The organism is Streptomyces sp. NBC_01276 (assembly GCF_041435355.1).
Classification (GTDB): domain Bacteria; phylum Actinomycetota; class Actinomycetes; order Streptomycetales; family Streptomycetaceae; genus Streptomyces.
On the sequence record NZ_CP108442.1, the window covers coordinates 6009915 to 6031495 of the forward strand.

17 protein-coding genes are annotated in these 21581 nt (G+C 74.7%); 7 read left to right on the forward strand and 10 right to left on the reverse strand.

What is annotated here, in order from left to right:
- Positions 1-10: 10 nt before the first annotated feature.
- From OG295_RS27040 to OG295_RS27050, 3 genes are all read right to left on the reverse strand, one after another.
- Positions 11-628, reverse strand: a complete 618-nt coding sequence (locus OG295_RS27040; protein ID WP_371679236.1) for a GNAT family N-acetyltransferase — start codon at positions 626-628, stop codon at positions 11-13.
- Positions 629-699: 71 nt separating this feature from the next.
- Positions 700-1602, reverse strand: coding sequence for an alpha/beta fold hydrolase (locus OG295_RS27045; protein ID WP_371679237.1), 903 nt, complete (start codon positions 1600-1602; stop codon positions 700-702).
- Positions 1603-1926: 324 nt separating this feature from the next.
- Complete coding sequence (locus OG295_RS27050) at positions 1927-2547, reverse strand: TetR/AcrR family transcriptional regulator (protein ID WP_371679238.1); 621 nt, start codon at positions 2545-2547, stop codon at positions 1927-1929.
- Between the two features lie 151 nt (positions 2548-2698).
- Here OG295_RS27050 and OG295_RS27055 point away from each other — a divergent pair, with 151 nt between their 5' ends.
- Positions 2699-4102 carry a cytosine permease gene (locus OG295_RS27055; protein ID WP_371679240.1) on the forward strand — a complete coding sequence of 468 codons (1404 nt, stop codon included), beginning with the start codon at positions 2699-2701 and terminating at the stop codon, positions 4100-4102.
- 38 nt (positions 4103-4140) lie between these two features.
- The gene (locus tag OG295_RS27060) at positions 4141-5796 is read left to right on the forward strand and encodes an amidohydrolase (RefSeq protein ID WP_371679241.1); all 1656 of its coding nucleotides are present in this window, start codon (positions 4141-4143) and stop codon (positions 5794-5796) included.
- 189 nt (positions 5797-5985) lie between these two features.
- On the opposite strand, the gene OG295_RS27065 is transcribed toward OG295_RS27060, so the two are convergent.
- Positions 5986-7104, reverse strand: a complete 1119-nt coding sequence (locus OG295_RS27065; protein WP_371679242.1) for a DUF3533 domain-containing protein — start codon at positions 7102-7104, stop codon at positions 5986-5988.
- 144 nt (positions 7105-7248) lie between these two features.
- On the opposite strand from OG295_RS27065, the gene OG295_RS27070 reads away from it, so the two are divergent.
- Complete coding sequence (locus OG295_RS27070) at positions 7249-10791, forward strand: DNA polymerase III subunit alpha (protein WP_371679243.1); 3543 nt, start codon at positions 7249-7251, stop codon at positions 10789-10791.
- Positions 10788-11813, forward strand: coding sequence for a hypothetical protein (locus OG295_RS27075; protein WP_371679244.1), 1026 nt, complete (start codon positions 10788-10790; stop codon positions 11811-11813). Before OG295_RS27070 ends, OG295_RS27075 begins: the two co-directional genes overlap by 4 nt.
- A 55-nt stretch (positions 11814-11868) precedes the next feature.
- On the opposite strand, the gene OG295_RS27080 is transcribed toward OG295_RS27075, so the two are convergent.
- Entirely contained in the window at positions 11869-12987 is a 1119-nt protein-coding gene (locus OG295_RS27080) for an acyl-CoA dehydrogenase (RefSeq protein WP_371679245.1), read from the reverse strand.
- Positions 12988-13191: 204 nt separating this feature from the next.
- Between OG295_RS27080 and OG295_RS27085 the strand changes: the two genes are divergently transcribed.
- Positions 13192-14052: an esterase/lipase family protein gene (locus OG295_RS27085; protein ID WP_371679246.1), complete on the forward strand. Its 861-nt coding sequence runs from the start codon at positions 13192-13194 to the stop codon at positions 14050-14052.
- A 24-nt stretch (positions 14053-14076) separates the two neighbouring features.
- Here the strand turns inward: OG295_RS27085 and OG295_RS27090 are convergent, their stop codons facing one another.
- From OG295_RS27090 to OG295_RS27100, 3 genes are all read right to left on the reverse strand, one after another.
- Positions 14077-15168, reverse strand: a complete 1092-nt coding sequence (locus OG295_RS27090; protein ID WP_371679247.1) for a lytic polysaccharide monooxygenase — start codon at positions 15166-15168, stop codon at positions 14077-14079.
- 233 nt (positions 15169-15401) lie between these two features.
- On the reverse strand, positions 15402-15884 hold the full coding sequence (locus OG295_RS27095; RefSeq protein ID WP_371679248.1) for a DUF402 domain-containing protein: 483 nt from the start codon (positions 15882-15884) through the stop codon (positions 15402-15404).
- Positions 15881-16825 (reverse strand): N-acetyltransferase family protein, encoded by a 945-nt coding sequence (locus OG295_RS27100; RefSeq protein WP_371679249.1) that lies wholly within the window; start codon positions 16823-16825, stop codon positions 15881-15883. The genes OG295_RS27095 and OG295_RS27100 overlap by 4 nt, the downstream gene beginning before the upstream one ends.
- A gap of 72 nt (positions 16826-16897) precedes the next feature.
- Between OG295_RS27100 and OG295_RS27105 the strand changes: the two genes are divergently transcribed.
- Positions 16898-17284 (forward strand): GntR family transcriptional regulator, encoded by a 387-nt coding sequence (locus OG295_RS27105; protein ID WP_371679250.1) that lies wholly within the window; start codon positions 16898-16900, stop codon positions 17282-17284.
- 241 nt (positions 17285-17525) lie between these two features.
- On the opposite strand, the gene OG295_RS27110 is transcribed toward OG295_RS27105, so the two are convergent.
- Positions 17526-18623, reverse strand: a complete 1098-nt coding sequence (locus OG295_RS27110) for a DUF5925 domain-containing protein (protein WP_371679251.1) — start codon at positions 18621-18623, stop codon at positions 17526-17528.
- A gap of 207 nt (positions 18624-18830) precedes the next feature.
- Here OG295_RS27110 and OG295_RS27115 point away from each other — a divergent pair, with 207 nt between their 5' ends.
- The gene (locus OG295_RS27115; RefSeq protein ID WP_371681325.1) at positions 18831-19634 is read left to right on the forward strand and encodes an SGNH/GDSL hydrolase family protein; all 804 of its coding nucleotides are present in this window, start codon (positions 18831-18833) and stop codon (positions 19632-19634) included.
- A gap of 194 nt (positions 19635-19828) precedes the next feature.
- On the opposite strand, the gene OG295_RS27120 is transcribed toward OG295_RS27115, so the two are convergent.
- Positions 19829-21514 carry a serine/threonine-protein kinase gene (locus OG295_RS27120; RefSeq protein WP_371679253.1) on the reverse strand — a complete coding sequence of 562 codons (1686 nt, stop codon included), beginning with the start codon at positions 21512-21514 and terminating at the stop codon, positions 19829-19831.
- Positions 21515-21581: the final 67 nt, after the last annotated feature.

The following is a 21581-nucleotide window of genomic DNA, read 5'->3' on the forward strand; positions in this document are numbered from 1 at the left end:
GGTCACGCGACTAGGCGTCGGCCGGCCGGCGCGGCTCGCGCCACATTCCCCACAGCACGGGCCCGCCGCCCGGCAGCGGCACCTCCGCGCGCACCCGGAAGCCGAAGTGCTCGTAGAGGGGGAGGTTGGACGGCTTGGAGGACTCCAGGTAGGCGGGCAGGCCCGCCGCGTCGGCCTTGGCCAGCCCCGAGCGCAGCAGGGCCGCGCCGTGGCCCTGGCCCTGGGCGGCCGGGTCGGCGCCGATGAGCGCGAGGTACCAGTGCGGTTCCCGCGGGGTGTGCGCGGAGGCCGCTCCGACGGCTTCCCCGAACAGGCCGGCCCGGTCGCCGAGGATGGTGCGCAGCTCGTCGATGGTCCCGGCGTCGGGGACGGCCTTGTCCCCCGCCTCCGGGGCCACCCAGAAGGAGGCGGCCGACCCGGTGCGCTCGCACACGCCGTGGTGGACGTACTGCCGGGTGAAGAGCGTGGTGAAGTAACGGCCCAGCGACTCCTCGCGGGAGGCGTCGTCGGGGAAGAACCAGCGCATCATCGGGTCGTCGTCGAAGGCGCGGGTCAGGATGCGGCTGACGAGGGGGGCGTCTTCGATCGCTGCCGTTTCGGGCGTGTTCGTTATCGACATACGGGTCATTCTGCACCCGATGATCTTGAACGCCGGGCCGGGGTCCCCCTCCCCGCGCACCGGCCGGGGACCGGGACCGCCTAGGCGGGCTGTTCCTCGCCCAGGGCCGGGGCCGGGAGTTCGCGCAGCAGCCAGTTGAGGACGTCGGGCAGGGCGCGGAAGGCCGCGAAGTGGGCGGCGTCCGGGTCGATGGTGGTGGTGGCGCCGGGGATGCGGCGGCCCAGCCAGCGGGAGTGGCCGACCGGGGAGAACACGTCCAGCTCCCCGTGCCAGATCAGGACCGGGGAGCGGATGTCGGCGGGGTCGAAACCCCAGGGGCGGCTGAAGGCCAGGATGTCGTCGATCCAGCCCCAGGCCGAAGTCCGGACCCCCTCGCGGTAGTTGCGCAGCAGCATCGACCGCAGGCCCGCATCGGAGACGATCATGCGGTCGTTGAGGGTCAGCTCCCGGCGCAGCTCCTCCAGGAGCCGCCCCGGGTCCCGGCGGATCCCGGCGGCGCGGGGGATCAGCCGGGCGGCGAGCTCCTCGGGGTCGTCGGTGGCGGTGGTGTACTCCCGCACGTTCGAGGCGGCCATCCCGGCGAACCAGTCCAGGTCCTCGGCGTCCCGGGGGGCGAGGGGGACCAGGGCGGCGGTCCGGGTCACCCGGTCGGGCAGCAGGGCGGCGCAGGCCAGGGCGCCGGGGCCGCCGCCGGACCGGCCGGCCACGGCGAAGGCGTCCAGGCCGAAGGAGTCGGCGACGGCGGCCACGTCGTGGGCCACGTCGGCGACGGTGCGGCCGGGGTGGCGGTCGGAGGCTCCGTAGCCGGGCCGGTCGTACGCGATGAGCTGCACCCGCCGCTGGTAGAGCACCATGCCCCGGGGCGCCGGGCCCAGGCGGCTGCCGGGCATGCCGTGCAGCAGGAGGACGGGCTTGCCGTCCGGATCGCCCCAGCGTTCGGCCACCAGAGTGCGTCCGTCCGCGGTGCGCACTTCTTTGCGCACGCGTTCCCTCCCTCACGTTCGACGCGAGCAGTCAGGGTGATTGTGCTCTTCGGCCGGGGAGTGCGGTAGGCCGCATCCCCGGGAAATTCTCGTGAACGATTTCGCGAGCGCGCGAAGGCCTTTGGTCCTCTGGCATATGCGCAGGTCAAGCCGGTGATCGAAAGGATGTGAACGGCGCTGAACGGCCCTCGCCCTGTCCTTGGAGGGCTTTTTCGGTGCGGTTGCTTCCGGTTTTGGGTGCCGAATTGACGCACCGGGAAAACAGTTCGAAAAAGAAGGGTTCCCGCAGGGCCCGCCGTGGAGGAACGGCCCTGATGGCGGGGCCTACGCCTCCGGGACCCGCGGAAGGGCCGGGACCAGCAGGGACGCCGCCGAGCGGGCCCGCTCCAGGGCCCGGGCGCGGTCCGCGCCGCGCTGGCCGAGGACGACCCGGGTGCTCAGCCCGTCCAGCAGGGCCAGCAGCTCCGAGGCGCGGGCGGGCACGTCCAGGGGCGCGAACCGGCCCTGGTCCACCCCCTTGGCGAGGAGCGCCTCCAGGTCCCGCTGCCAGCCCTCGTCGATCTCCTCCTGGGCGGCCTTCAGTGGTTCGTTGGAGGCGGTACGGGCCCACAGCTCGATCCAGAGCGTCCAGCGCGGGTCGCGCGGCCCCTCGGGGAGGTAGAGCTCCAGGAAGAGGTCCAGCTTGCGGGAGGCTGTCACCCGCCGGCCCAGCAGTGCCCGGCGCTCCCCGGCGAGCTGCTCCTCGCTCCAGCGCAGGGCCTCCAGCAGGAGCCGGTCCTTGCTGCCGAAGTAGTACAGGATGTGGCCGCCGCTGGTGCCGAGCCGCTCCGCCAGCGCGGACATCGTGAGCGTCGCGAGGCCGTCCTCGGCGATCGCGGCCATGGCTTCTTCCAGCATCCGCTCCTGGGCGATCCGCCCGTCGCGCCGCCGCGCCGCTCCCGCCACCGGTCCCCCTTCCCGATCTTCCCTGGCCAGACCTTATCCCGGACAGGGTCTTGACGTGGCCGTACCCCGCACCGCATCTTGAATGCCATTCAAGAACCTAGAACGTCATTCAAGGTTCATGGCCGGCGTCAGCCAGAGTCAGGGGTCCGTCATGGCACAGCAGGAGACACAGGGGAGAGCCGACGTCGACGAGGTGTTCCGCGTCGAGACGCACGGCATCGACCCCATTCCCGACGCCGAACGCCACGGCGGCGCCAAGGACCTCTTCTGGCTCTGGTTCGGCTCCAACCTCACCTTCACCTACGTGATCAACGGCGCCCTCGCCGTCGCCTTCGGGCTCTCCTTCTGGCAGGCCACCGCCGTGGTCGTGCTCAGCGCCCTGTCCTTCTTCGCGATCAGCGCCGCCGGACTCAGCGGCATCCGCACCGGCACCGCCACGCTCGTCATCTCCCGCGCCGCCTTCGGGACCCGCGGCAACTTTCCCGCCGGGGTCCTGAACTGGGTGGTGAGCATCGGCTACACCATCGTCAACACCGTCGTCGGCACCCTGGCGCTGGAACTGCTCCTCGCCCAGACCGGCCTCGCCGACGGGAAGACGGCCCGCGCCCTCGCGCTCGCCGTCACCCTCGTACTCACCTTCGCCGTCACCCTGTGGGGCCACGCCACCGTGCAGTTCGCCGAGCGCTGGGCGGCGTACGTGCTGGCCGCCGGCTTCGGCGCGCTGCTCGTCTTCGTCCTGCCCGGCGCCGACACCTCCGCCGCCCCGGCCGCCGCACCCGGACTCTCCGGCTGGAGCCTGGCCTTCGTGGTGATGCTCGCCGGGCCGTTCTCGTACCTGCCGATGCCCGCCGACTACACCCGCTACCTGCCCCGCACCACCTCGCTGAAGTCGATCACCTGGACCGGGGCCCTCGGCGGCATCGTCTCCTCCGTGGCCCTCGGCGTCGCCGGGGTGGCCGCCGCGACCCAGACCGACATGACGGACGCCGTCGCCGGAGCCGAGGGCCTGCTGCCCGGGTGGTTCCGGCCGCTGTTCCTGTTCCTGGTCCTCGGCGGCTCCGTCACCAACTCGATCATCACCCTCTACTCCTCCGGCCTGAACCTCCAGGTCCTCGGCATCCCGTGGAGCCGCGCCCGCGCCCTCGGCATCAGCGGCGCCGTCACCGCCGCCGGCTCGCTCGCCGCGCTCTTCCTCGCCGACTTCACCACCTCGCTGCTCTCCTTCCTCTCCCTGCTGATCATCGTGTTCGCCCCCTGGGGCGGGGTCTTCCTCGCCGACATGCTGATGCGCCGCTGCCACTACGACGCCGAAGCCCTGCACGCCGGGCGCCGGGGCGCCTACTGGTACCGCTCCGGCTACCACCCCGCCGGGATGACCGCCCTCCTCGCCGGTCTGGTCTTCGCCGCCCTGACCTGCGACTCCGAGCTGTGGACGGGACCGCTCGTGGCCCCGCTCGGCGGAGCCGACCTGACCCTGTTCGGCTCGGTGGTCTCCGGGCTCGTCTACTGGGCCCTCGCCCGCCGCCGCCTTCCGGCGTACGCCTCCGCGGCCTGATCTCTCCCCCCCGTACGTCCACGCACCCTGGAGCACCCATGTCCCGTCCCCTCCCCGCCGACCTGCTGCTGACCGGAGCCCGGATCCACACCGTGGACCCGGACCTGCCCGAGGCCGAGGCCCTCGCCGTCCGCGACGGGGTGATCGTCTGGGTCGGCCCCGATGCCGGGGCGGATGCCTGGGCCGGGCCGGACACCGAGCGGATCGACGCGGGCGGCCGGCTGGTCCTGCCCGGGTTCGTCGACGCCCACAACCACGTCCGGCTCGGATCCGACGCGGACTGCGTCCAGCTCGCGGGGGTGCGCACCCTGGAGGGCATCCGGGAGCGGATACGGGCCTGGCGGGCGGAGCACCCCGACGCCGAGTGGATCGAGGCCGAGGCCTTCGACTACTCCGCGATCCCGGGCGGCCGGATGCCCACCGCCGCGGACCTGGACCCGGTCACCGGGGACGTCCCGGCGATCGTGCTCTCGTACGACGTCCACACGGCCTGGCTGAACACCGCCGCCCTGCACCGGCTGGGCGTCACCCGGGACCGTACGGACCTGGCCTTCGGCACGGCCGCCGTGGACCCGGTGACCGGCGAACCCACCGGCTTCGTCAAGGACTTCGCCGTCAAGGGCCTGTCCCGGGACGGTCACCGGGCGCTGCGCGAACTGGGCGTGCCGTGGGCCTCGCCCGACCGGCAGTACGGACGCCTCGCCAGGAGCCTCGACGACGCCATCGGCTTCGGCATCACCACCGTCGTCGAACCGCAGAACTCCCTCGACGACCTCGAACTGTACGAACGGGCCCGCGCCGAGGGCCGGCTGCGCTCGCGGATCGTCGCCGCCCTGTTCCACCCGCGCGGCACCGGCGACGCCGACCTGGACGAGTTCGCCGAAGCCGCCCGGCGGTTCGCCGGGGACCGGCTGCGGGTGGGCCCGCTCAAGCTGTACATCGACGACGTGGTGGAACCCCGTACGGCCGCGCTGCTGGAACCGTACGCGGGCTGCGGCCACCACCGGGGCGAGACCTTCTACCCGGCCGAGGAGTTCGCGGAGCTGCTGGCGAAGCTGGACGCGCGGGGCTTCCAGTGCTTCGTCCACGCCACCGGCGACCGGGGCATCCGCACCGTCCTGGACGCCGTCGCGCACGCCCGCACCGTCAACGGCCCGCGCGACGCCCGCCACCAGGTGGTGCACGTGGAGTGCCTGGACCCCGAGGACGTGCCGCGCTTCGCCGAGCTGGGCGTGGTCGCCTGCATGCAGCCGCGGCACTGCGCGCCCGAGATCGCGGGCCCCGGCCAGGACTGGGCCGAGAACGTGGGGGAGGAGCGCTGGCACAAGGCCTGGCCGATGCGGAGCCTGCACGAGGCCGGGGCGGTGCTCGCCTTCTCCAGCGACTGGAACGTCGCCGAGATGGACCCGATGGTCGGCATCTACACGGCGGTCACCCGCCGCCCGCTGTCCGGCGGGGGCCCCGCGTGGCAGCCGGCGGAGACGGTGGACGTGGAGACGGCGGTGTACGGCTACACGATGGGCTCCGCCCACGCCAACTTCCTGGAGGCGGAACGCGGTTCCCTCACCGTCGGCAAGGCTGCGGACTTCGTGGTGCTGTCCCGCGACATCCTGCGCGTCCCGGCGGACCGGATCCCGGGCACGGTGGCCGAAACGGTGGTGGTCGCGGGCGAAATCGTCCACCGGGCGGGCTGAGCCACGGCGGCGGTTCTTCGGCTACGGGAGGCTCGGCGTCGGCGCGGACGGCGCGGGCGCGGAGTTCGAGGCCCCGCCGCGCGGAGCGGTCGCGGTGCCCGTGGGGGCCGGGCGGCCGGGCGGCCGGGCGGCCGTCCGGGAGGGCTTGCGCCTCCGGCCGCCGTCCGGGGCGCCACCGGGCGGGGGTGTTCACCGTGCGGGGCCGGTTCCGCCGGAGGGGCGGGGGACGGGCGGGTCGGGATCGGGCAGGCCGCTGCCCACGGCCGCCCCCGGTCTGCCCCGGCGCGTGACCGCGCAGGCCAGGGTGACCGCGGCGCCGGCCACGGCCCAGGCGGACAGCACGAGCATCGGCCCGCGGGCGCCGTTGCCGTGGAAGTAGGTGATGGAGCGGGCGGCGTACGTGCCGGCGCCCGGCGGCAGGGCCGGGCCGATCGCGCTCCAGAACGGCGGCAGCAGCGGGTACGGGTAGGCGCCCCCGGCGCTCGGGTTGCCGAGCACCACGACCAGCAGGATGGCCAGGCCGATGCCGATCACGCCCGCCAGCCCCTGGAAGGCCAGGGTGATGGCGCCGACCGCGAAGACCACCAGGGTGCCCAGGCCCCACAGCCCCATGAGCGAGCCGGGCAGCGCGTCCAGCACCGGGCCGGCGATGACCGCGCCGAGCAGCCCCGCGACGAGGGAGTACAGGAGGAGCGCGCCGAGCCGGATGACGGCGCGGTGGATGTTGGCGGGACGGGCCCCGGCGCTGATCGCGAGGATCGCCGCGCACAGGTAGCCGCCCACGCACCAGCCGATGACCAGGTAGAAGGAACTGAGCCCGCGGGCGTCGCCCCGGTAGGCGGGGGCCACGTCGACGACCCGGACGCTGCGCCCCTGGGCCTTCTCGACCGCGCCGACGACCTGCTCCAGGGCCTGGGAGAGCGAGGCCCCGGCGCCGCTCGCGACGATCAGCCGGTCGGTGGTGCCGGCCGGGTCGATGACCAGCGCGCCGTCGGCCTCCCGGTTCTCGACCTGGGTGACGGCGGCGACCTCGTTCTCGACCGCGCGGGGGTCGAGGGGTTTGCCGGGGAGTGCGGCGAGCCGCTGCGCCGACTCCTGGGCGACCCGCTCGACGGGGGCGGCCACCGCGATCGGGATCTCGTGGGGCTCGGGATGGTGGAAGGCCCCGATGTACGAGGTGACGAAGGCCAGCTGGAGGGCCAGTACGCCCAGGACCAGCAGGGCGGCCCGGACGGTCACGGCGTCCTTGACCTCGGCGAGGAAGCCGCCGGTCGGCTCGGCGGCGGGACTCTCGGTGGGCTGGGTCATGTCCCTCACGCTCGACGCGACGGGGGCCGGGCGCAGCAGGGGAGGACCGAATGGATGATCGAACAACTGTTTCGCACGGATATTCGAATTGCTCTATGGTGGAGCCGGGGGAGGTGTTGATTCGAGCGAAGCAGGAGGCCGCGGGTGCCTGGTTTTACGCATCTGCACACCGTTTCGGGGTTCTCCACGCGGTACGGGGCTTCGCACCCGGAGCGGCTGGCGGAGCGCGCCGTCGAGCGGGGCATGGACGCCCTCGCCCTGACCGACCGCGACACCCTCGCGGGCGCGGTGCGGTTCGCGAAGGCGGCCGCGAAGGCCGGGATCCGGCCCCTGTTCGGGGTGGACCTGGCCGTGTCCCCCGCTGAGCCGGCCGCCGGATCCCGGGCCGGGACCCCCGCGGGCGGGGCCGGTGAGGCCTCGTACCGCAGGCGGGTCCCCGTCAAGGGCGGGGCCTTCGTCGACGAGTCCGCCCCGCGAGCCCTCTTCCTGGCCCGCGACGGCGCCGCCGGATGGGCGCAGCTGTGCCGGATGGTCACCGCCGCCCACGCCGCGGACCCGGCCGGGCGGGGGGAGGCCGCGGAGTCCGCCGGGGCGGGCTCCGCACCGGGCGGCCCCGGGCCGCAGCCGGTGGTGCCCCGGGAGGCACTGTCCGGCGACGGGGTGTTCGTGCTGCTCGGGCCCGGTTCCGAGGTGGGCCGGGCGCTCGCCGCCGGGCGCCCCGACCGGGCGGCCCGGCTGCTCGCGCCCTGGCGGGAGGTCTACGGGGACGCCCTGCGCCTGGAGGCCGTCCACCACGGCCGCACCGGTACCGGCCCCGGCTCGCTGCGGCTGGCCGCCCGTACCGTCGGCTTCGCCGCCGAGCAGGGCGTCCCGGCCGTGCTCACCAACGCCGTCCGCTACGCCGACCCGGGCCAGGGCCCCGTCGCCGACGTCCTCGACGCCGCCCGCCGCCTGGTCCCCGTCGACCCCCGGGGCCCCCTCGACGGCGGCGAACGCTGGCTCAAGGACCCCGGCCGCATGGCGGAGGCCGCCGACCGGATCGCCGAGGCCGCCGGCCTGCGCCCCGCCGACGCCCGCCGCCTGCTCGCGCGGACCCGGGAGACCGCCGAGGCCTGCTCCGTCGACCCCGAGGACGACCTCGGCATCGGCTCCGTGCACTTCCCCGAGGCCCGCCTCGTCGGCGCCGCCCGCCGTACCGCCCAGCGGGTGCTCACCTCCCGGGCGTCGGCGGGCCTGGTGCTGCGCGGCCACGCCGACGACCCCGCGTACTGGGAGCGGATGCACGAGGAACTCGACGTCATCGCCCACCACGGCTACGCCTCGTACTTCCTGACGGTCGCCCAGGTCGTCGACGACGTACGGGAGATGGGCATCCGGGTGGCCGCCCGGGGCTCCGGCGCCGGCTCCCTCGTCAACCACCTCCTCGGCATCGCGCACGCCGACCCCCTCGCGCACGGACTGCTGATGGAGCGCTTCCTGTCCAAGCGCCGCCGCGTCCTGCCCGACATCGACATCGACGTGGAGTCCGCCCGCCGGCTGGAGGTGTACCGCCGGATCATCGCCCGCTTCGGCGCCGAACGCGTCGCCACCGTCGCCATGCCCGAGACCTACCGGGTCCGCCACGCCGTCCGCGACGTCGGCGCCGCCCTGTCCATGGACCCGGCCACCGTCGACCGCCTCGCCAAGGCCTTCCCGCACATCCGCGCCCGCGACGCCCGTGCCGCCCTGGAGGAACTGCCCGAACTGCGCGACGTACGGGACGGGACGAGCGGCGGGCCGTACGAGCGGCTGTGGGACCTCGTCGAGGCCCTGGACGCGCTGCCGCGCGGCACCGCCATGCACCCGTGCGGGGTCCTGCTCTCCGACGCCACCCTGCTCGCCCGCACCCCGGTGGTCCCCACCAGCGGCGAGGGCTTCCCCATGTCCCAGTTCGACAAGGAGGACGTGGAGGACCTCGGGCTGCTCAAACTCGACGTCCTGGGCGTGCGGATGCAGTCCGCGATGGCCCACGCCGTCGCGGAGCTGCGGCGGGCCACGGGACGCGAACTCGACCTGGACGACCCGGCGCAGGTGCCGCCGGGAGACGGGCCGACGTACGAACTGATCCGCTCCGCCGAGACGCTGGGCTGCTTCCAGATCGAGTCCCCGGGCCAGCGCGACCTGGTGGGCCGGCTCCAGCCGACGGCCTTCCACGACCTGGTCGTCGACATCTCCCTCTTCCGTCCGGGCCCGGTGGCCGCCGACATGGTGCGCCCCTTCATCGAGGCCCGGCACGGGCGGGCCCCGGTCCGCTTCCCGCACCCCGACCTCGCCGACGCACTGCGCGAGACCTACGGGGTCGTCGTCTTCCACGAGCAGATCATCGAGATCGTGCACGTCATGACCGGCTGCGGACGGGACGAGGCCGACCGGGTCCGGCGCGGGCTCTCCGACCCGGACTCCCAGGGCCGGATCAAGGCCTGGTTCGCGGCGACCGCGGCCGCGCGGGGCTACGCGGCGGAGGTGATCGCCCGTACCTGGGAGATCGTCGAGGCCTTCGGCAGCTACGGCTTCTGCAAGGCGCACGCCGTGGCCTTCGCCGTGCCGACGTACCAGTCGGCCTGGCTCAAGGCCCACCACCCGGCGGCCTTCTACGCCGGACTCCTCACCCACGACCCCGGGATGTACCCCAAGCGGCTGCTGCTGGCCGACGCGCGGCGCCGGGGCGTTCCGGTGCTGCCGCTGGACGTGAACCACTCGGCGACCACCCACCGCATCGAACTGGTGTCCGGTGAACCGGAGCGGTGGGGCCTGCGGCTCGCCCTCTCCGACGTCCACGGCATCAGCGAGGCCGAAGCCCTGCGCATCGAGGCCGGCCGGCCCTACGCCTCGCTGCGCGACTTCTGGGACCGGGCGCACCCCGGCCGCCCCGTCGCCGAACGCCTCGCCCAGGTCGGCGCGCTGGACGCCTTCGGCGCCAACCGCCGCGACCTGCTGCTGCACCTGGCGGAACTCCACGGCACCCAGCGCGCCGCCGGGGCCAGGGGCTCCACCCAACTGCCGCTGGGCGGAGGCCGCTCCACCGCCCCCGTCGGACTGCCCGACCTCACCGAAGCCGAACGGCTCAGCGCCGAACTCGGCGTCCTCGGCATGGACGCCTCCCGCCACCTCATGGGGGACCACCACGCCTTCCTCGCCGAACTGGGCGTCGTCCCGGCCCGCCGCCTGCGGGACACCGCGCACGGCCGGACCGTCCTGGTCGCCGGCGCCAAGGCCGCCACCCAGACCCCGCCGATCCGCTCCGGGAAACGGGTCGTCTTCACCACCCTCGACGACGGCACCGGCCTCGTCGACCTCGCCTTCTTCGACGACAGCCAGGAAGCCTGCGCCCACACCGTCTTCCACTCCTTCCTGCTCCTGGTCCGGGGCGTCGTGCAGCGGCGCGGACCGCAGAGCCTGAGCGTCGTCGGAGCGGCCGCCTGGGACCTCGCCGAACTGGCGGAACTGCGCGCCCGCGAAGGCCTCGGAGCCGTCACGGCCCGCCTGGCCGCCCCCCTGCCCACGCCGACGGCCACCCCCGGCAACGGCCGCCGCATCCACCTCCCGACCGGCTACGAGATGAACCCGTGGGCCGACCTCCAGCCGCCCGGGGACCGCGCCGCCACCGGCCGCAAGCTGTGGCACTCCAGCCCCGGGAGCGCGGGATGAACCGCCCCCGCTCCGGAGCGGGCGTCCTGCACGTGCGCTGCGCCCCCACCCTGACCCCCGAGGGCTACCGCGAGGTCCTCGACCTGCTGCGCGAGTTCTCCCCGGTCGTCCAGGCCCTGCCGCCCCGGGCGGCCCTCGTCCAGGTGCGGGGCGCCCAGCGGTACTTCGGCGCCGACCCCGCCCGCATCGCCGAGGTCGTCCGGCTGCGCGCGGTGGCCCGGCTCGGCACGGACGTCCGGATCGGCGTCGCGGGCACCTGGGCCGTGGCGGCCATGGCCTCCGCGCGGATCCCGGAACCCGGCGGCGGCACCCTGACCGTCCCCGACGACCCGGCGGCGGTGGCCGGCTTCCTCGCCCCGCTCCCCGTGGACGCGCTGTACGGGCTCGGCCCCCGCCAGGCCGAAGCCCTGCGCGGCTACGGGCTGCACACCGTCGGGGCGCTCACCCGGGTCCCGCCCGGAGTCCTCGAACGGATCCTCGGCAAACGGTCCGGACGGCTCGTCGCCGACCGTGCCCGCGGCATCGACCCGCGCCCGGTCACCCCGCGCGACCTGCCCCCCTCGGCCGCCGTCCGCACCGGCTTCACCCGCCAGGAACTGGACGGCCCGCACGCCCGCGCCGCCCTCCTCGCCCTCGTCGTACGGCTCGGCGCCGCCCTGCGCGGACGCCGCCAGGCCGCCCGCTCCCTGTCCCTGACCCTCCAGTTCGCGGGCGGCACCCGCTGGGAGAAGTCCCGGCGGCTGCCCGAACCCTCCGCCCACGACGAGGACCTGCGCACCCTCGCGTACCGGCTGATGGACGCGGCCGGTCTGCAACGGGCCCGGCTCACCGGCATGGTGCTCCGCGCCGAGGACCTCACCGCAGCCGCGGGCACCGCCCGCCAGCTCTCCCTGGACCCCGCCCGCGAATCCCGCCTCACGGCCGAAGCCGCCATCGACCGCGCCAACGCCCGCTTCGGCCCGGGGACGGTCCGCCCCGCCGCGACCTTCCTTCTGGGGGCGGCTTCGCCTCCGGGGCGCTGAATCCCGGCTCACGAGGTCGCCCCGAAGTTCCGCACGGGCAGCGGGCGCGGCCCGGTCAGTCGTCCAGGTCGGGGAGGAGGCGGTGGGCCGTCTCCTCGCGCAGCGGGGTGGTCTGGGCCTGGATCAGGTGGAACTGGGCCTCGCGGGAGAGCCGTCCCGCGGTGTGCCCGAACTGGACCGCCCGGCCGCCGGCCACGGCCACGCACGCCGCGGCCGCCCGTACGGCCAGGTCCAGGGCGGCGGCCCGCAGGGCGAGCCGCCCGGCGGTCCCTTCCCCCGGCGCGAGCCCGTCCCGCAGGGCGTAGGCCTCCGCGCGCAGCCGGGCCGTCCTCCGCGCGAGCCGCAGGCCGAGTTCCTCGAACGGGGGAGACCCGAGCAGGAAGTCGGCGGTCGCGCGCAGCTGGCCGAAGACGGCCGGCTGGGCGTCGGCGTTCTCCAGGTCGTAGGCCCGGATCCAGTTGGCCCGCGGCATCCGCCCCACCACCCGCGCGTCGGGCACGCGCACCCCGCGCAGCTCGACCGAGGCCGTGTGCGTACCGCCCATCGCCCACAGCGGGGCCGCCCCGCCGACGGCGCTCAGCCCGCCGTCCGGGCCGGCGCAGTCCACCAGCGCGAACAGCGCCTCGTCGGACGGGGTGACCGCGCCCACGTAGACCAGGTCGGCCAGGCCCCAGCCCGTCATCCACGGCACCCGCCCCCCGAGCCGCCATCCGCCCGGCACCCGCTCCGCCGTGACCGGAGGGCGCGGATGGCGCAGGAAGGCGTAGCCGGCCGTGGCCCGCCGCTCACCGGCCAGCAGCGCGGGCAGCCACCGCGCGCGCACGGCGTCCCCGTCCGGGCCGTCCGCCACCAGCAGCGCCCTCACCGCCGGCACGTGCTGCGTCCACACGAACCACGTCGACGGATCGACGGCCGCCAGCACCTCGTGGACCTCCCGGACCACCTGACGGGCCGTGAGTCCGCCCGCCGGGTCCGGTTCGTATCCGAGCAGCCCGTACGCACCGCACGCGGCGAGCGCGTCCAGGTGCGTGCGCGGCACCCCGGCCCCGGCGGTGTGCTCCGCCCGCGGCCGCAGGACCCGTACGGCGGTCTCCGTGACGGCCGCGACCAGCGGATCGGCCGCCAGCGCCGACGGGGCGGCCAGGGCGGTACCCGCGCCGGGAGCGCTCTGCACGGCCGCGATCACCTCAAGTCCGGGTCCGGAGGCGTCCATTGTTCCGGAGCGGCGCTGGATACGGCCTCGACACACCAGTTTTTACCGACGCGTAACTTCCCTGTCTTGCTACTCGCCCGTAATTTGGCTGACAGCAGCCCCTTGTGATCCGGATCACGGGACGAACCCCCACGCATTCCCCTTGACCCGCAAGGAGATCACCCCATGCTGCCCTGGAGACGCCTGCTCCGCCCGCTAGCCGTCCTCACCCTCGCCGCCGCGGCCCTCGTCGCCCCCAGCGGTGCCGCCCAGGCCGCGTCCGGCCCCAGCAGCGGCTGGAACGACTGGTCCTGCAAACCCTCCGCCGCGCACCCGCGCCCCGTCGTCCTCGTCCACGGCACCTTCGGGAACTCCGTGGACAACTGGCTCGGCTTCGCGCCGTACCTGGTCCACCGCGGGTACTGCGTCTACTCCCTCGACTACGGACAGCTCCCCGGCGTGCCCTTCTTCAACGGGCTCGGCCCCATCGACCAGTCCGCCGCCCAGCTCGACACCTTCGTCGACCGGGTGCTGTCCGCCACCGGCGCCCCCAAGGCCGACCTCGTCGGCCACTCCCAGGGCGGCATGATGCCCCGCTACTACCTGAAGTTCCTGGGCGGCGGCGCCAAGGTCAACGCGCTCGTCGGGCTCGCCCCCGACAACCACGGCACCACCCTGTCCGGACTCACCAAGCTCCTCCCGTACTTCCCCGGCGCCGAGGACCTGATCAGCGCCGCCACCCCCGGGCTGGCCGACCAGATCGCCGGGTCCGCCTTCCAGAACAAGCTGAACGCCGGCGGCGACACCGTCCCCGGCGTGAAGTACACGGTGATCTCCACCCGCTACGACGAGGTGGTCACCCCCTACCGGACCCAGTTCCTCGACGGGCCGAACGTACGCAACGTCCTGCTCCAGGACCTGTGCCCGCTGGACATCTCCGAGCACGTGACCATCGGCCTCACCGACCGCATCGCCTGGCACGAGGCGGTCAACTCCCTCGACCCCGCACACGCCGAACGGACCACCTGTGCGTCGGTCTTCGACTGACGCACAGGCGGTCCGGGCCGCCCGTCAGCGGCCGTGACGGCCCGCCGCCGACCGGCGGCGGGCCACCGCGAACATCACGGCCGCACCGACGGCCAGCGCGCCGGCCCCGGCGACCGCGATCGCCGGGGTGGCGCCGCTGCCGCCCGTCTGCGCGAGGCCGCCGGTCTCGGAGCCGGCCGGGGACGGCGAGGAGAACGGAACGGAGACCGGCGCGGCGCCCGCCGCGCCGTTCGTCTTCGGGTCGTTGTCGCCGTGGCCGTTGTGCTCCACGGAGGACTTGCCGGCGCCGTCGGCGATCTGCCGGTCCGTCGGCGCCTGGGCCGGCGGCACGTCCGTGTCGGGCACGGGCGCGGCGGGCGTCGAGGAGGGCTTGGTGCCGGATCCGGCGGAGGGCCGGGTGGCCGGCGCGCCGCCCGCGGTGCTCCCCGTACCGCCGCCCGCCGTACCGCTGCCCGTACCGGCGCCCGCTCCGTTGTCCTTGCCGAAGACCACGTCCGAGCAGGTGTAGAAGGCCTCGGGGCTGTCCGAGCGCTGCCAGATGCTGTAGATCAGGTGACGGCCCGTCTTCTTCGGGACCGTCCCGCTGAAGACGTAGTCGCCGTTCTGCATGCCCGGGTCCGTGGCCTTCGCGAACGGGGCGGGCTCCAGGTCGGACCACTTCAGCGGCTTCGTCGGGTCGTAGCCGTCCTTCGTCACGTACAGCTCGAAGGAGCCCTTGTGCGGGGCGGTGCCCTTGTAGCGGAAGGTGTGCGCCCCGGCCGTCATCGGGCTGGCGGGCCAGTCCGCGCGGGGCAGGTCCAGCCCCTTGTACTTGGCGTTGCCCGCGGAGCACAGCTGCCCGTCGGGGATCAGCTTCTTGCTCTGGCCGGCCGCGTTGGCGATGTTCACCGCGTTCCAGTCGTAGAACGCCTGCGTCCCGCTCGCCGCCACGGCGGCCTTGCACGCGGCCGACTTGGGGGACTCGGGCCCCTCCGCGTAGCAGGCCGCCACCCGGCTCACCGGGTCCGTCATCGAACCGTGGGCGGCGGCGGGCCCGGCGGCGTACGCGGCCACCGCGAGCGGGGCGAGACCGGCGGCGGCGATACGGAGGGCGGTACGGCGGCGGGACGCGGGCATGGGTCGATCTCCTTAGGGCACAAGGCAGGGGCGCGCCAGCGGAACCGGGCGGCGCGGCGCCGTCCCGAACCGGGCTCCCGCCGCCACCGACCCTCCCTGGCCCCGCCAAGCTAGCCCGCGCCAACCGCCGTCGGCCCCGGATCCGGGCCCCCGCGGTGATCCTTAGGATCCGCTTAAGGAAGGCCTAAGCGGGCCCACAGAAAAGGGCCCCGGATCCCTCCCCCTCGGTGCCGTCAGACGAGCAGGGCGGGCAGCCCCGGGGCCGAGCGGGCCTGGTCGTCGAGGGCGTCGAGGGCACGGACGGCCTGCGCCGCGGCCTCCGGGTCGCTCGCGGCGAGGCCGCTCGCCGCGAACTCGTCCTCGTCCAGCCGCAGGACGGACCCGCCGTCCGCCGACACCCACAGGTCCAGGTCCAGGTCGTCGACGACGATCTCGCCCTCGCGGACCACCGCCGGGCGGGTCACGTCGCAGTACCAGCCCTTGAGGACGCCCGCGCCGCTCCACACCTCCTTGACCGCGTACCAGCGCGTCCGCCAGAAGTGCTCCACGAACACGTCGCCCGGCTCGAAGCGCACGAAGCCGAAGTCCTTCACCCCGTCCGCCGCCCAGGGGGCGCGCACGGAGATCCGGTCGCCGTCGTCGGACACCTGCGCCGCCGGATAACTGATCTTGGTGCGGCCGGCCTTGGTGAGGGTGACGGTCCATCGCGTGGTCATCGTGTCGCTCCCAGCTTCCTCGTGCAGCGCGTCTCGGTCGCGCAGATCTCGTACCCGAACCACTCGTTGATCGCGAGCATCGGTCCGTTGCCGGCGTCGTTGCCGGTGAACGCCTCCGTGTACCCGGCCGCGCGGGCCCGGTGGAGGGAGTCCGTCTTGGCGAGCTTGGCCAGCCCGCGGCCCCGGTGGGCGCGCAACGTGCCGGTCATCGCCGAGGAGTAGCGGGTGGCGCCGTCGGTCCGGGCGGCCGAGAAGGCGGCCACCCGGCCGTCGACGAGGGCGACCGTGGTCAGCCCGTGGTCCAGGGTCGGGTCGTTCCAGACGTCGGCCAGCCACTCCTCGTAGTCGCTCAGCTCCACCGGTACGTCGCCCGGCTCGTCGGCCGTCACCTCGGCGTCGGCCTCGAACAGCGGGCGCGGATCGGCCGCGAAGGCCGAGCCGGGGCGCAGTTCCACCCCGGCGGGGAGGGCGACGGGCAGCGCCGGCAGGCCGCCGGCCGCCAGGTCCAGGCGCAGGAAGTGCGCGGAGCGGCCGGGGCGGTAGCCGTGCCGCTCGGCGAAGGCCAGGTGCGCCGGCTCGTTCAGCACCCAGCTGTACGAGGCCTGCGCGCCCACCGCCGCGAGGTGCTCCTCGGCGGCGCGCACCAGCGCGCTCCCGGCGCCCAGACCCCGGTGCGCGGGGTCGACGAAGGCGTTGACGAACGACTGTCCGGGCTCGGGGCTGTCGTACGCGAGCCCGACCTGGGCGGTGCCGATGGCACGGCCGTCGGAGGTTTCCGCGAGGAGCAGCCGGTAGCGCTTCGCGGCGGGCGCGCCGGCCAGCTCGTGGGTCACGCCGGCGGCGGTGGTCACCATGAACGGGAGGGCGGCGCGGCGCACGCGTACGACGGCCTCCGCGTCCGCGGGGTCGGCGGGGCGCAGATCGCGGATCACAAGGGTCATGCGGCCGACGTTACGGGCGCGGCCGCGGCCCGCGCCTGCGAATTATCCGGCGGATGGGGGAGAATCGGCCGCGTGACCTCGACCAACCTCAAGATCAGGATCGACGGCGCGGCCGGCGCGGCCGCCCCGTACGAACAACTGCGCGCGCAGATCGCCGACCGGGCCCGGTCGGGGAAGCTCCCGGCGGGGTACAAGCTGCCGACGGTGCGCGGCCTGGCGGAGGAACTGGGGCTGGCCGCCAACACGGTGGCCAAGGCGTACCGGGCGCTGGAGGCCGACGGGGTGATCGAGACGCGGGGCCGCAACGGGACGTTCGTCGCCGCCGCCGAGGGTTCCTCCCGGGAGGCGGCCGCGGCCGCGCAGGCGTACGCGGAGCGGGCACACCGCCTCGGCCTGACGGAGGCGGAAGCCGTCGAAGCGGCCACGTCCGCCCTCCGCGCCCGCTACGCGACCCCCTAGCCGCCCGCCGACCCGGCTCGCCCCCGCAGCAGTTCGCCGCTGGTTCGGTCCGGTGTCCGGAGGTCGTGCGCGGTCCGGGGCCGGTTCGCCTGGCGGGCCCCGGGCGGTCGTTGGTTCGGCCCGGTGCCCGGTGCCCGGTGCCCGGTGCCCGGTGCCAGCGGCGCGGTCTGGGCGCGGGCCGCCGTCGGGCGGGCGGGGTTCGGGGGCCTGCCCCGAGCCGCCCCCCCGTGACCGCCGGAGGCTAGAGGTACAGGCCCGCCTCCGGCGTCTGCGGCTGCGCCGGGACCACCGCCGCCGGTCCCGTGCCGCGGCGCAGGGCGAAGAGTTCGGCCAGGGTCGCGCCCTCGCGGGAGACGCCCTCCTCCGTGCCGAGCCAGTCCACCGCCTCCCCCCGCGTCAGCCGCCCGACCTCGATGCGGGCCAGGCAGCGCCCCGGGCGGACGACCGCGGGATGGAGCCGCTCCAGGTCCTCGTTGGTGGTGACGCCGACCAGCACGTTGCGGCCCTGCCCGAGCAGACCGTCGGTCAGGTTCAGCAGCCGCGACAGGGCCTGACCCGCCGTGTGCCGGGCCTCCCCGCGGATCAGCTCGTCGCAGTCCTCCAGCAGCAGCAGCCGCCACCGCCCCTTGGCGGAGCCCTCGTCCTCGCCGATCGCGATGTCCATCAGGTAGCCCACGTCGTTGAACAGCCGTTCCGGGTCCAGGACGCAGTCCACCTGGCACCAGTCCCGCCACGACCGGGCCAGCGTCCGCAGCGCAGAGGTCTTGCCGGTGCCCGGCGGTCCGTGCAGGAGCAGCAGCCGGCCCGCGATGTCGTCCGGGGTGATCTTCATCAGCCGGTCCATCGCCGTCGCCACCGGGGCGGTGTAGTTGGGCCGGACCTCGTCCCAGGTGCCCGCGGAGATCTGCCGGGTCGTGCGGTACGGGCCGCGGCGCGGGGAGACGTACCAGAACCCCATCGTGACGTTGTCGGGCTGCGGTTCGGGCTCGTCCTGCGCCCCCTCGGTGGCCTGGTCGAGGACCCCGGCGGCGAGTTCGTCGCTGACCGCGGTCACCGTCACGTCGGCGCCCCTGCTCCAGCGGGAGACGAGCACGGTCCACCCCTCGCCCTCGGCGAGCGTGGCGCTGCGGTCGGTGTCGCGCGCCGACCGGAGCACGGTCGCCCGCGGCGGCAGCAGCGTCGCCTCCGGCTTCACCCGGTCGATCGTCACGCTCTGCGCGTACGGCTGCTCGCCGGAGGCGAACCGGCCGAGGAACAGGGCGTCGACGACATCCGACGGTGAGTCACTGTCGTCCACGTTCAGGCGAATCGGCAGCGCGTCCTGCGGGTCTGCTGGCATGGCGCCCATGATCCGTCACGATGTGCCCGCACGCACCCGTGTTTCGCCGGATCGGGTGGCCGGGTTCCCCCTTCAAACGCAACGGGCGTGAAGATTCCGGCGCCAAGCCGCCCCGAAACATTCTTGGCATGGACACTTCCACAGGGTCGCGGCTGCTTGTACCACGGACTCAGGAGTAACCCCCCACAAGGAGCCATCCCCATGAGCATCAGACTGTCGCGCCTCGCAGCCCTCGCCTCCTCCCTGCTCCTCGCCGCCGGCGCCACCCTGTTCGGAACCGGCCAGGCGGCCGCCGCCCAGGCCGACTTCGGCTACGTGGCCCTCGGCGACTCGTACTCCTCCGGCGTCGGCTCCGGCAGCTACGACGGCGCCAGTGGCGACTGCAAGCGCACCAGCCGCGCCTACCCGGCCCTGTGGGCCGCCGCCCACTCCCCCCAGACCTTCTCCTTCGTCGCCTGCTCGGGCGCCCGGACGAACGACGTCCTCTCCGGCCAGCTCGCTCCGCTCAACTCCGGCACGGACCTGGTCAGCATCACCATCGGCGGCAACGACGCCGGATTCGCCGACGTCATGACGACCTGTGTGCTCCAGTCCGAATCCACCTGCGTCAGCCGCGTCAACGAGGCCAAGGCGTACGTGGACTCCACCCTCCCGGGCCGGCTCGACCAGGTCTACGACGCCATCCACGGCCGGGCCCCGGGCGCCAGGGTGGTCGTCCTCGGCTACCCCCGCTTCTACAAGCTGAACGGGAACTGCGTCGCCGGCCTCACCGAAGGCGAACGCACCGCCATCAACGGCGCGTCCGACTACCTCAACGCCGCCATCGCCAAGCGTGCCGCCGACCACGGCTTCGCCTTCGCCTCGGTCGCCGGATCCTTCACGGGCCACGAGATCTGCTCCGGCGACGCGTGGCTGCACAGCGTCAACTGGCTCAACATCGGAGAGTCCTACCACCCCACCGCCGCCGGACAGTCCGGCGGCTACCTGCCCGTCTTCGCCGGCAAGGCCTGACCGGCGGGGCGCGACCGTACGCCGTCTCCGCTAGGGGGTGTCTGACGGATATCCGCGGCGTCGCGGCGTCCGGCACGCACTCTCGCCGCACCGACCGAAAGCCCAAGTACGTCCAGTACGCGGGCTTCCGGTCGGCACGCCGAGAGCACGCACCGGACGCCGCTCCTTCCCCACGGACATCCGTCAGACACCCCCTAGCCCGGACCGGCCTGCCCGCTCGGAGTCGGACTCGGCGTCGGCGTCGGGGTCGGATCCGGCGGGGGCGTGCCGCCCGGTGTTGCGGAGGCGGCGGGGGAGGAGGCCCCGCCCGTCGGGGTCTCCTTCGCGCACGTCACGGAGAACTCCAGCCACGGCGAGGCCGTCAGAGCGGGCTGCCGCACCTCCAGCCGGACCGCGTCGGCGAGGGTGGCGCCCGCCCGGTGCCCGGACTCGGTGTGGTTCAACTGCCGGGTCCGGGGCCCGTCCGCCTCGTACACGATGCTCTGCCAGTCCGACGCGGGAGCCGATCCCCCGCGCGTGATCCAGCGGTACTCCACCACGGCGGGTGTGCGCGCCACCTCCAGCGTCCCGGTGAAGGCGGGCGCGAGCGTCTCGGGCGGCGGGCAGGTCCCGTCGTAGGCGGGACGCACGGTGTGGACGTAGAGCGTGACGCTCTGCGGGGGCTCGGTGCCCGCCGACGCCGAGGAGGAGGCCGAGGCCGACGCCGACGCCGAAGCCGAGCCGGAGGCGGTCGCCGGAGCGGATCCGGAGGCCGCCGCGGAGCCCGGGGGCCCGGCCCCGCCACCCCCTTCCGTCCCGGAGCCGGTGTCCCGCAGCAGGAGCCACACCAGCAGGGCCAGCACCAGCAGCAGCCCCGCGATCCCGAAGGTCACCACGGCCCCGGCCGACCCCTGCCGCGGCGGCGCGGGTGGGGGCGGTACGGGTGCGGGCGCCGCGGCCATCGGCGGGGTCTCCCCGTACGCCCCGCCCCCCGGGTGCGCGACGGCCGTCGGGGCGTCCGGCCCCGACACCGGCCCCGACACCGGCCCGCCGGGGGCCCGGACGGTCCCGCCCGCGCCGATGATCCGCAGCATCCGGGCGGCCTCCGCGGCGGCGAGCCGCTCCCGCGGATCCTTGCGCAGCAGCCCCTCCAGTACGGGCTCCAGGGGCCCGGCCCGGCGCGGCGGCGGAAGTTCCAGATCGACCACGGCGTGGAGCGTCGACAGCGGGGTGTCCCGGAGGAACGGCGAGACGCCCTCCACGGCCGCGTACAGCATCACCCCGAGCGACCACAGGTCCGACTCCGGACCCGGCTCCCGGCCCAGCGCCCGCTCCGGGGCCAGGTATTCGGGGGAGCCGACCACCTCGCCGGTCATCGTGATCGCGGAGGAGCCCTCCAGGCTCGCGATCCCGAAGTCGCTCAGCACCACCCGCCCGTCGTTGGCGATCAGTACGTTGGCGGGCTTCACGTCCCGGTGCAGCACCCCCGCCTCGTGTGCGGAGCGCAGTGCGGCCAGTACCTGCTCGCCGAGGTGGGCCGCCCGCTGCGGGGTCATCGGGCCCTCGCCCTCCAGCACCTCCGCCAGCGAGAGCCCGCGCACCAGCTCCATCACGATCCAGGGCCGGCCGTCCTCGCTCGCCACGTCGTAGACGGTGACGACCCCGCGGTGCGAGACGCGGGCCGCCGCCCACGCCTCCCGTTCCAGGCGCCGGTACATGCGCGCCACCTCGGCGGCGTCCAGCCCGGCGGGGGCCCGTACCTCCTTGACGGCGACCTCTCGGCCCAGTACCTCGTCCCGGGCCCGCCAGACGATGCCCATGCCGCCGCGGCCCAGGGGGCCGAGCAGCCGGTAGCGTCCGGCGACGACACGCGCGGCGTCCCCGCCTTCGTTCCCACTCACGCGAACCCCCAAGCGTCACCGGGTGATCACTCCAAGTTAGCGCAGTGCGCGTCGGGTGGCCCCCGTC

What these genes read in the sequence shown, in the direction of transcription:
- OG295_RS27040 (WP_371679236.1), bottom strand. Translation starts at nt 628, where the DNA reads ATGACCCGTATGTCGATAACGAACACGCCCGAAACGGCAGCGATCGAA.
- OG295_RS27055 (WP_371679240.1), top strand. Translation starts at nt 2,699, where the DNA reads ATGGCACAGCAGGAGACACAGGGGAGAGCCGACGTCGACGAGGTGTTC.
- OG295_RS27060 (WP_371679241.1), top strand. Translation starts at nt 4,141, where the DNA reads ATGTCCCGTCCCCTCCCCGCCGACCTGCTGCTGACCGGAGCCCGGATC.
- OG295_RS27065 (WP_371679242.1), bottom strand. Translation starts at nt 7,104, where the DNA reads ATGACCCAGCCCACCGAGAGTCCCGCCGCCGAGCCGACCGGCGGCTTC.
- OG295_RS27075 (WP_371679244.1), top strand. Translation starts at nt 10,788, where the DNA reads ATGAACCGCCCCCGCTCCGGAGCGGGCGTCCTGCACGTGCGCTGCGCC.
- OG295_RS27085 (WP_371679246.1), top strand. Translation starts at nt 13,192, where the DNA reads ATGCTGCCCTGGAGACGCCTGCTCCGCCCGCTAGCCGTCCTCACCCTC.
- OG295_RS27090 (WP_371679247.1), bottom strand. Translation starts at nt 15,168, where the DNA reads ATGCCCGCGTCCCGCCGCCGTACCGCCCTCCGTATCGCCGCCGCCGGT.
- OG295_RS27095 (WP_371679248.1), bottom strand. Translation starts at nt 15,884, where the DNA reads ATGACCACGCGATGGACCGTCACCCTCACCAAGGCCGGCCGCACCAAG.
- OG295_RS27100 (WP_371679249.1), bottom strand. Translation starts at nt 16,825, where the DNA reads ATGACCCTTGTGATCCGCGATCTGCGCCCCGCCGACCCCGCGGACGCG.
- OG295_RS27110 (WP_371679251.1), bottom strand. Translation starts at nt 18,623, where the DNA reads ATGCCAGCAGACCCGCAGGACGCGCTGCCGATTCGCCTGAACGTGGAC.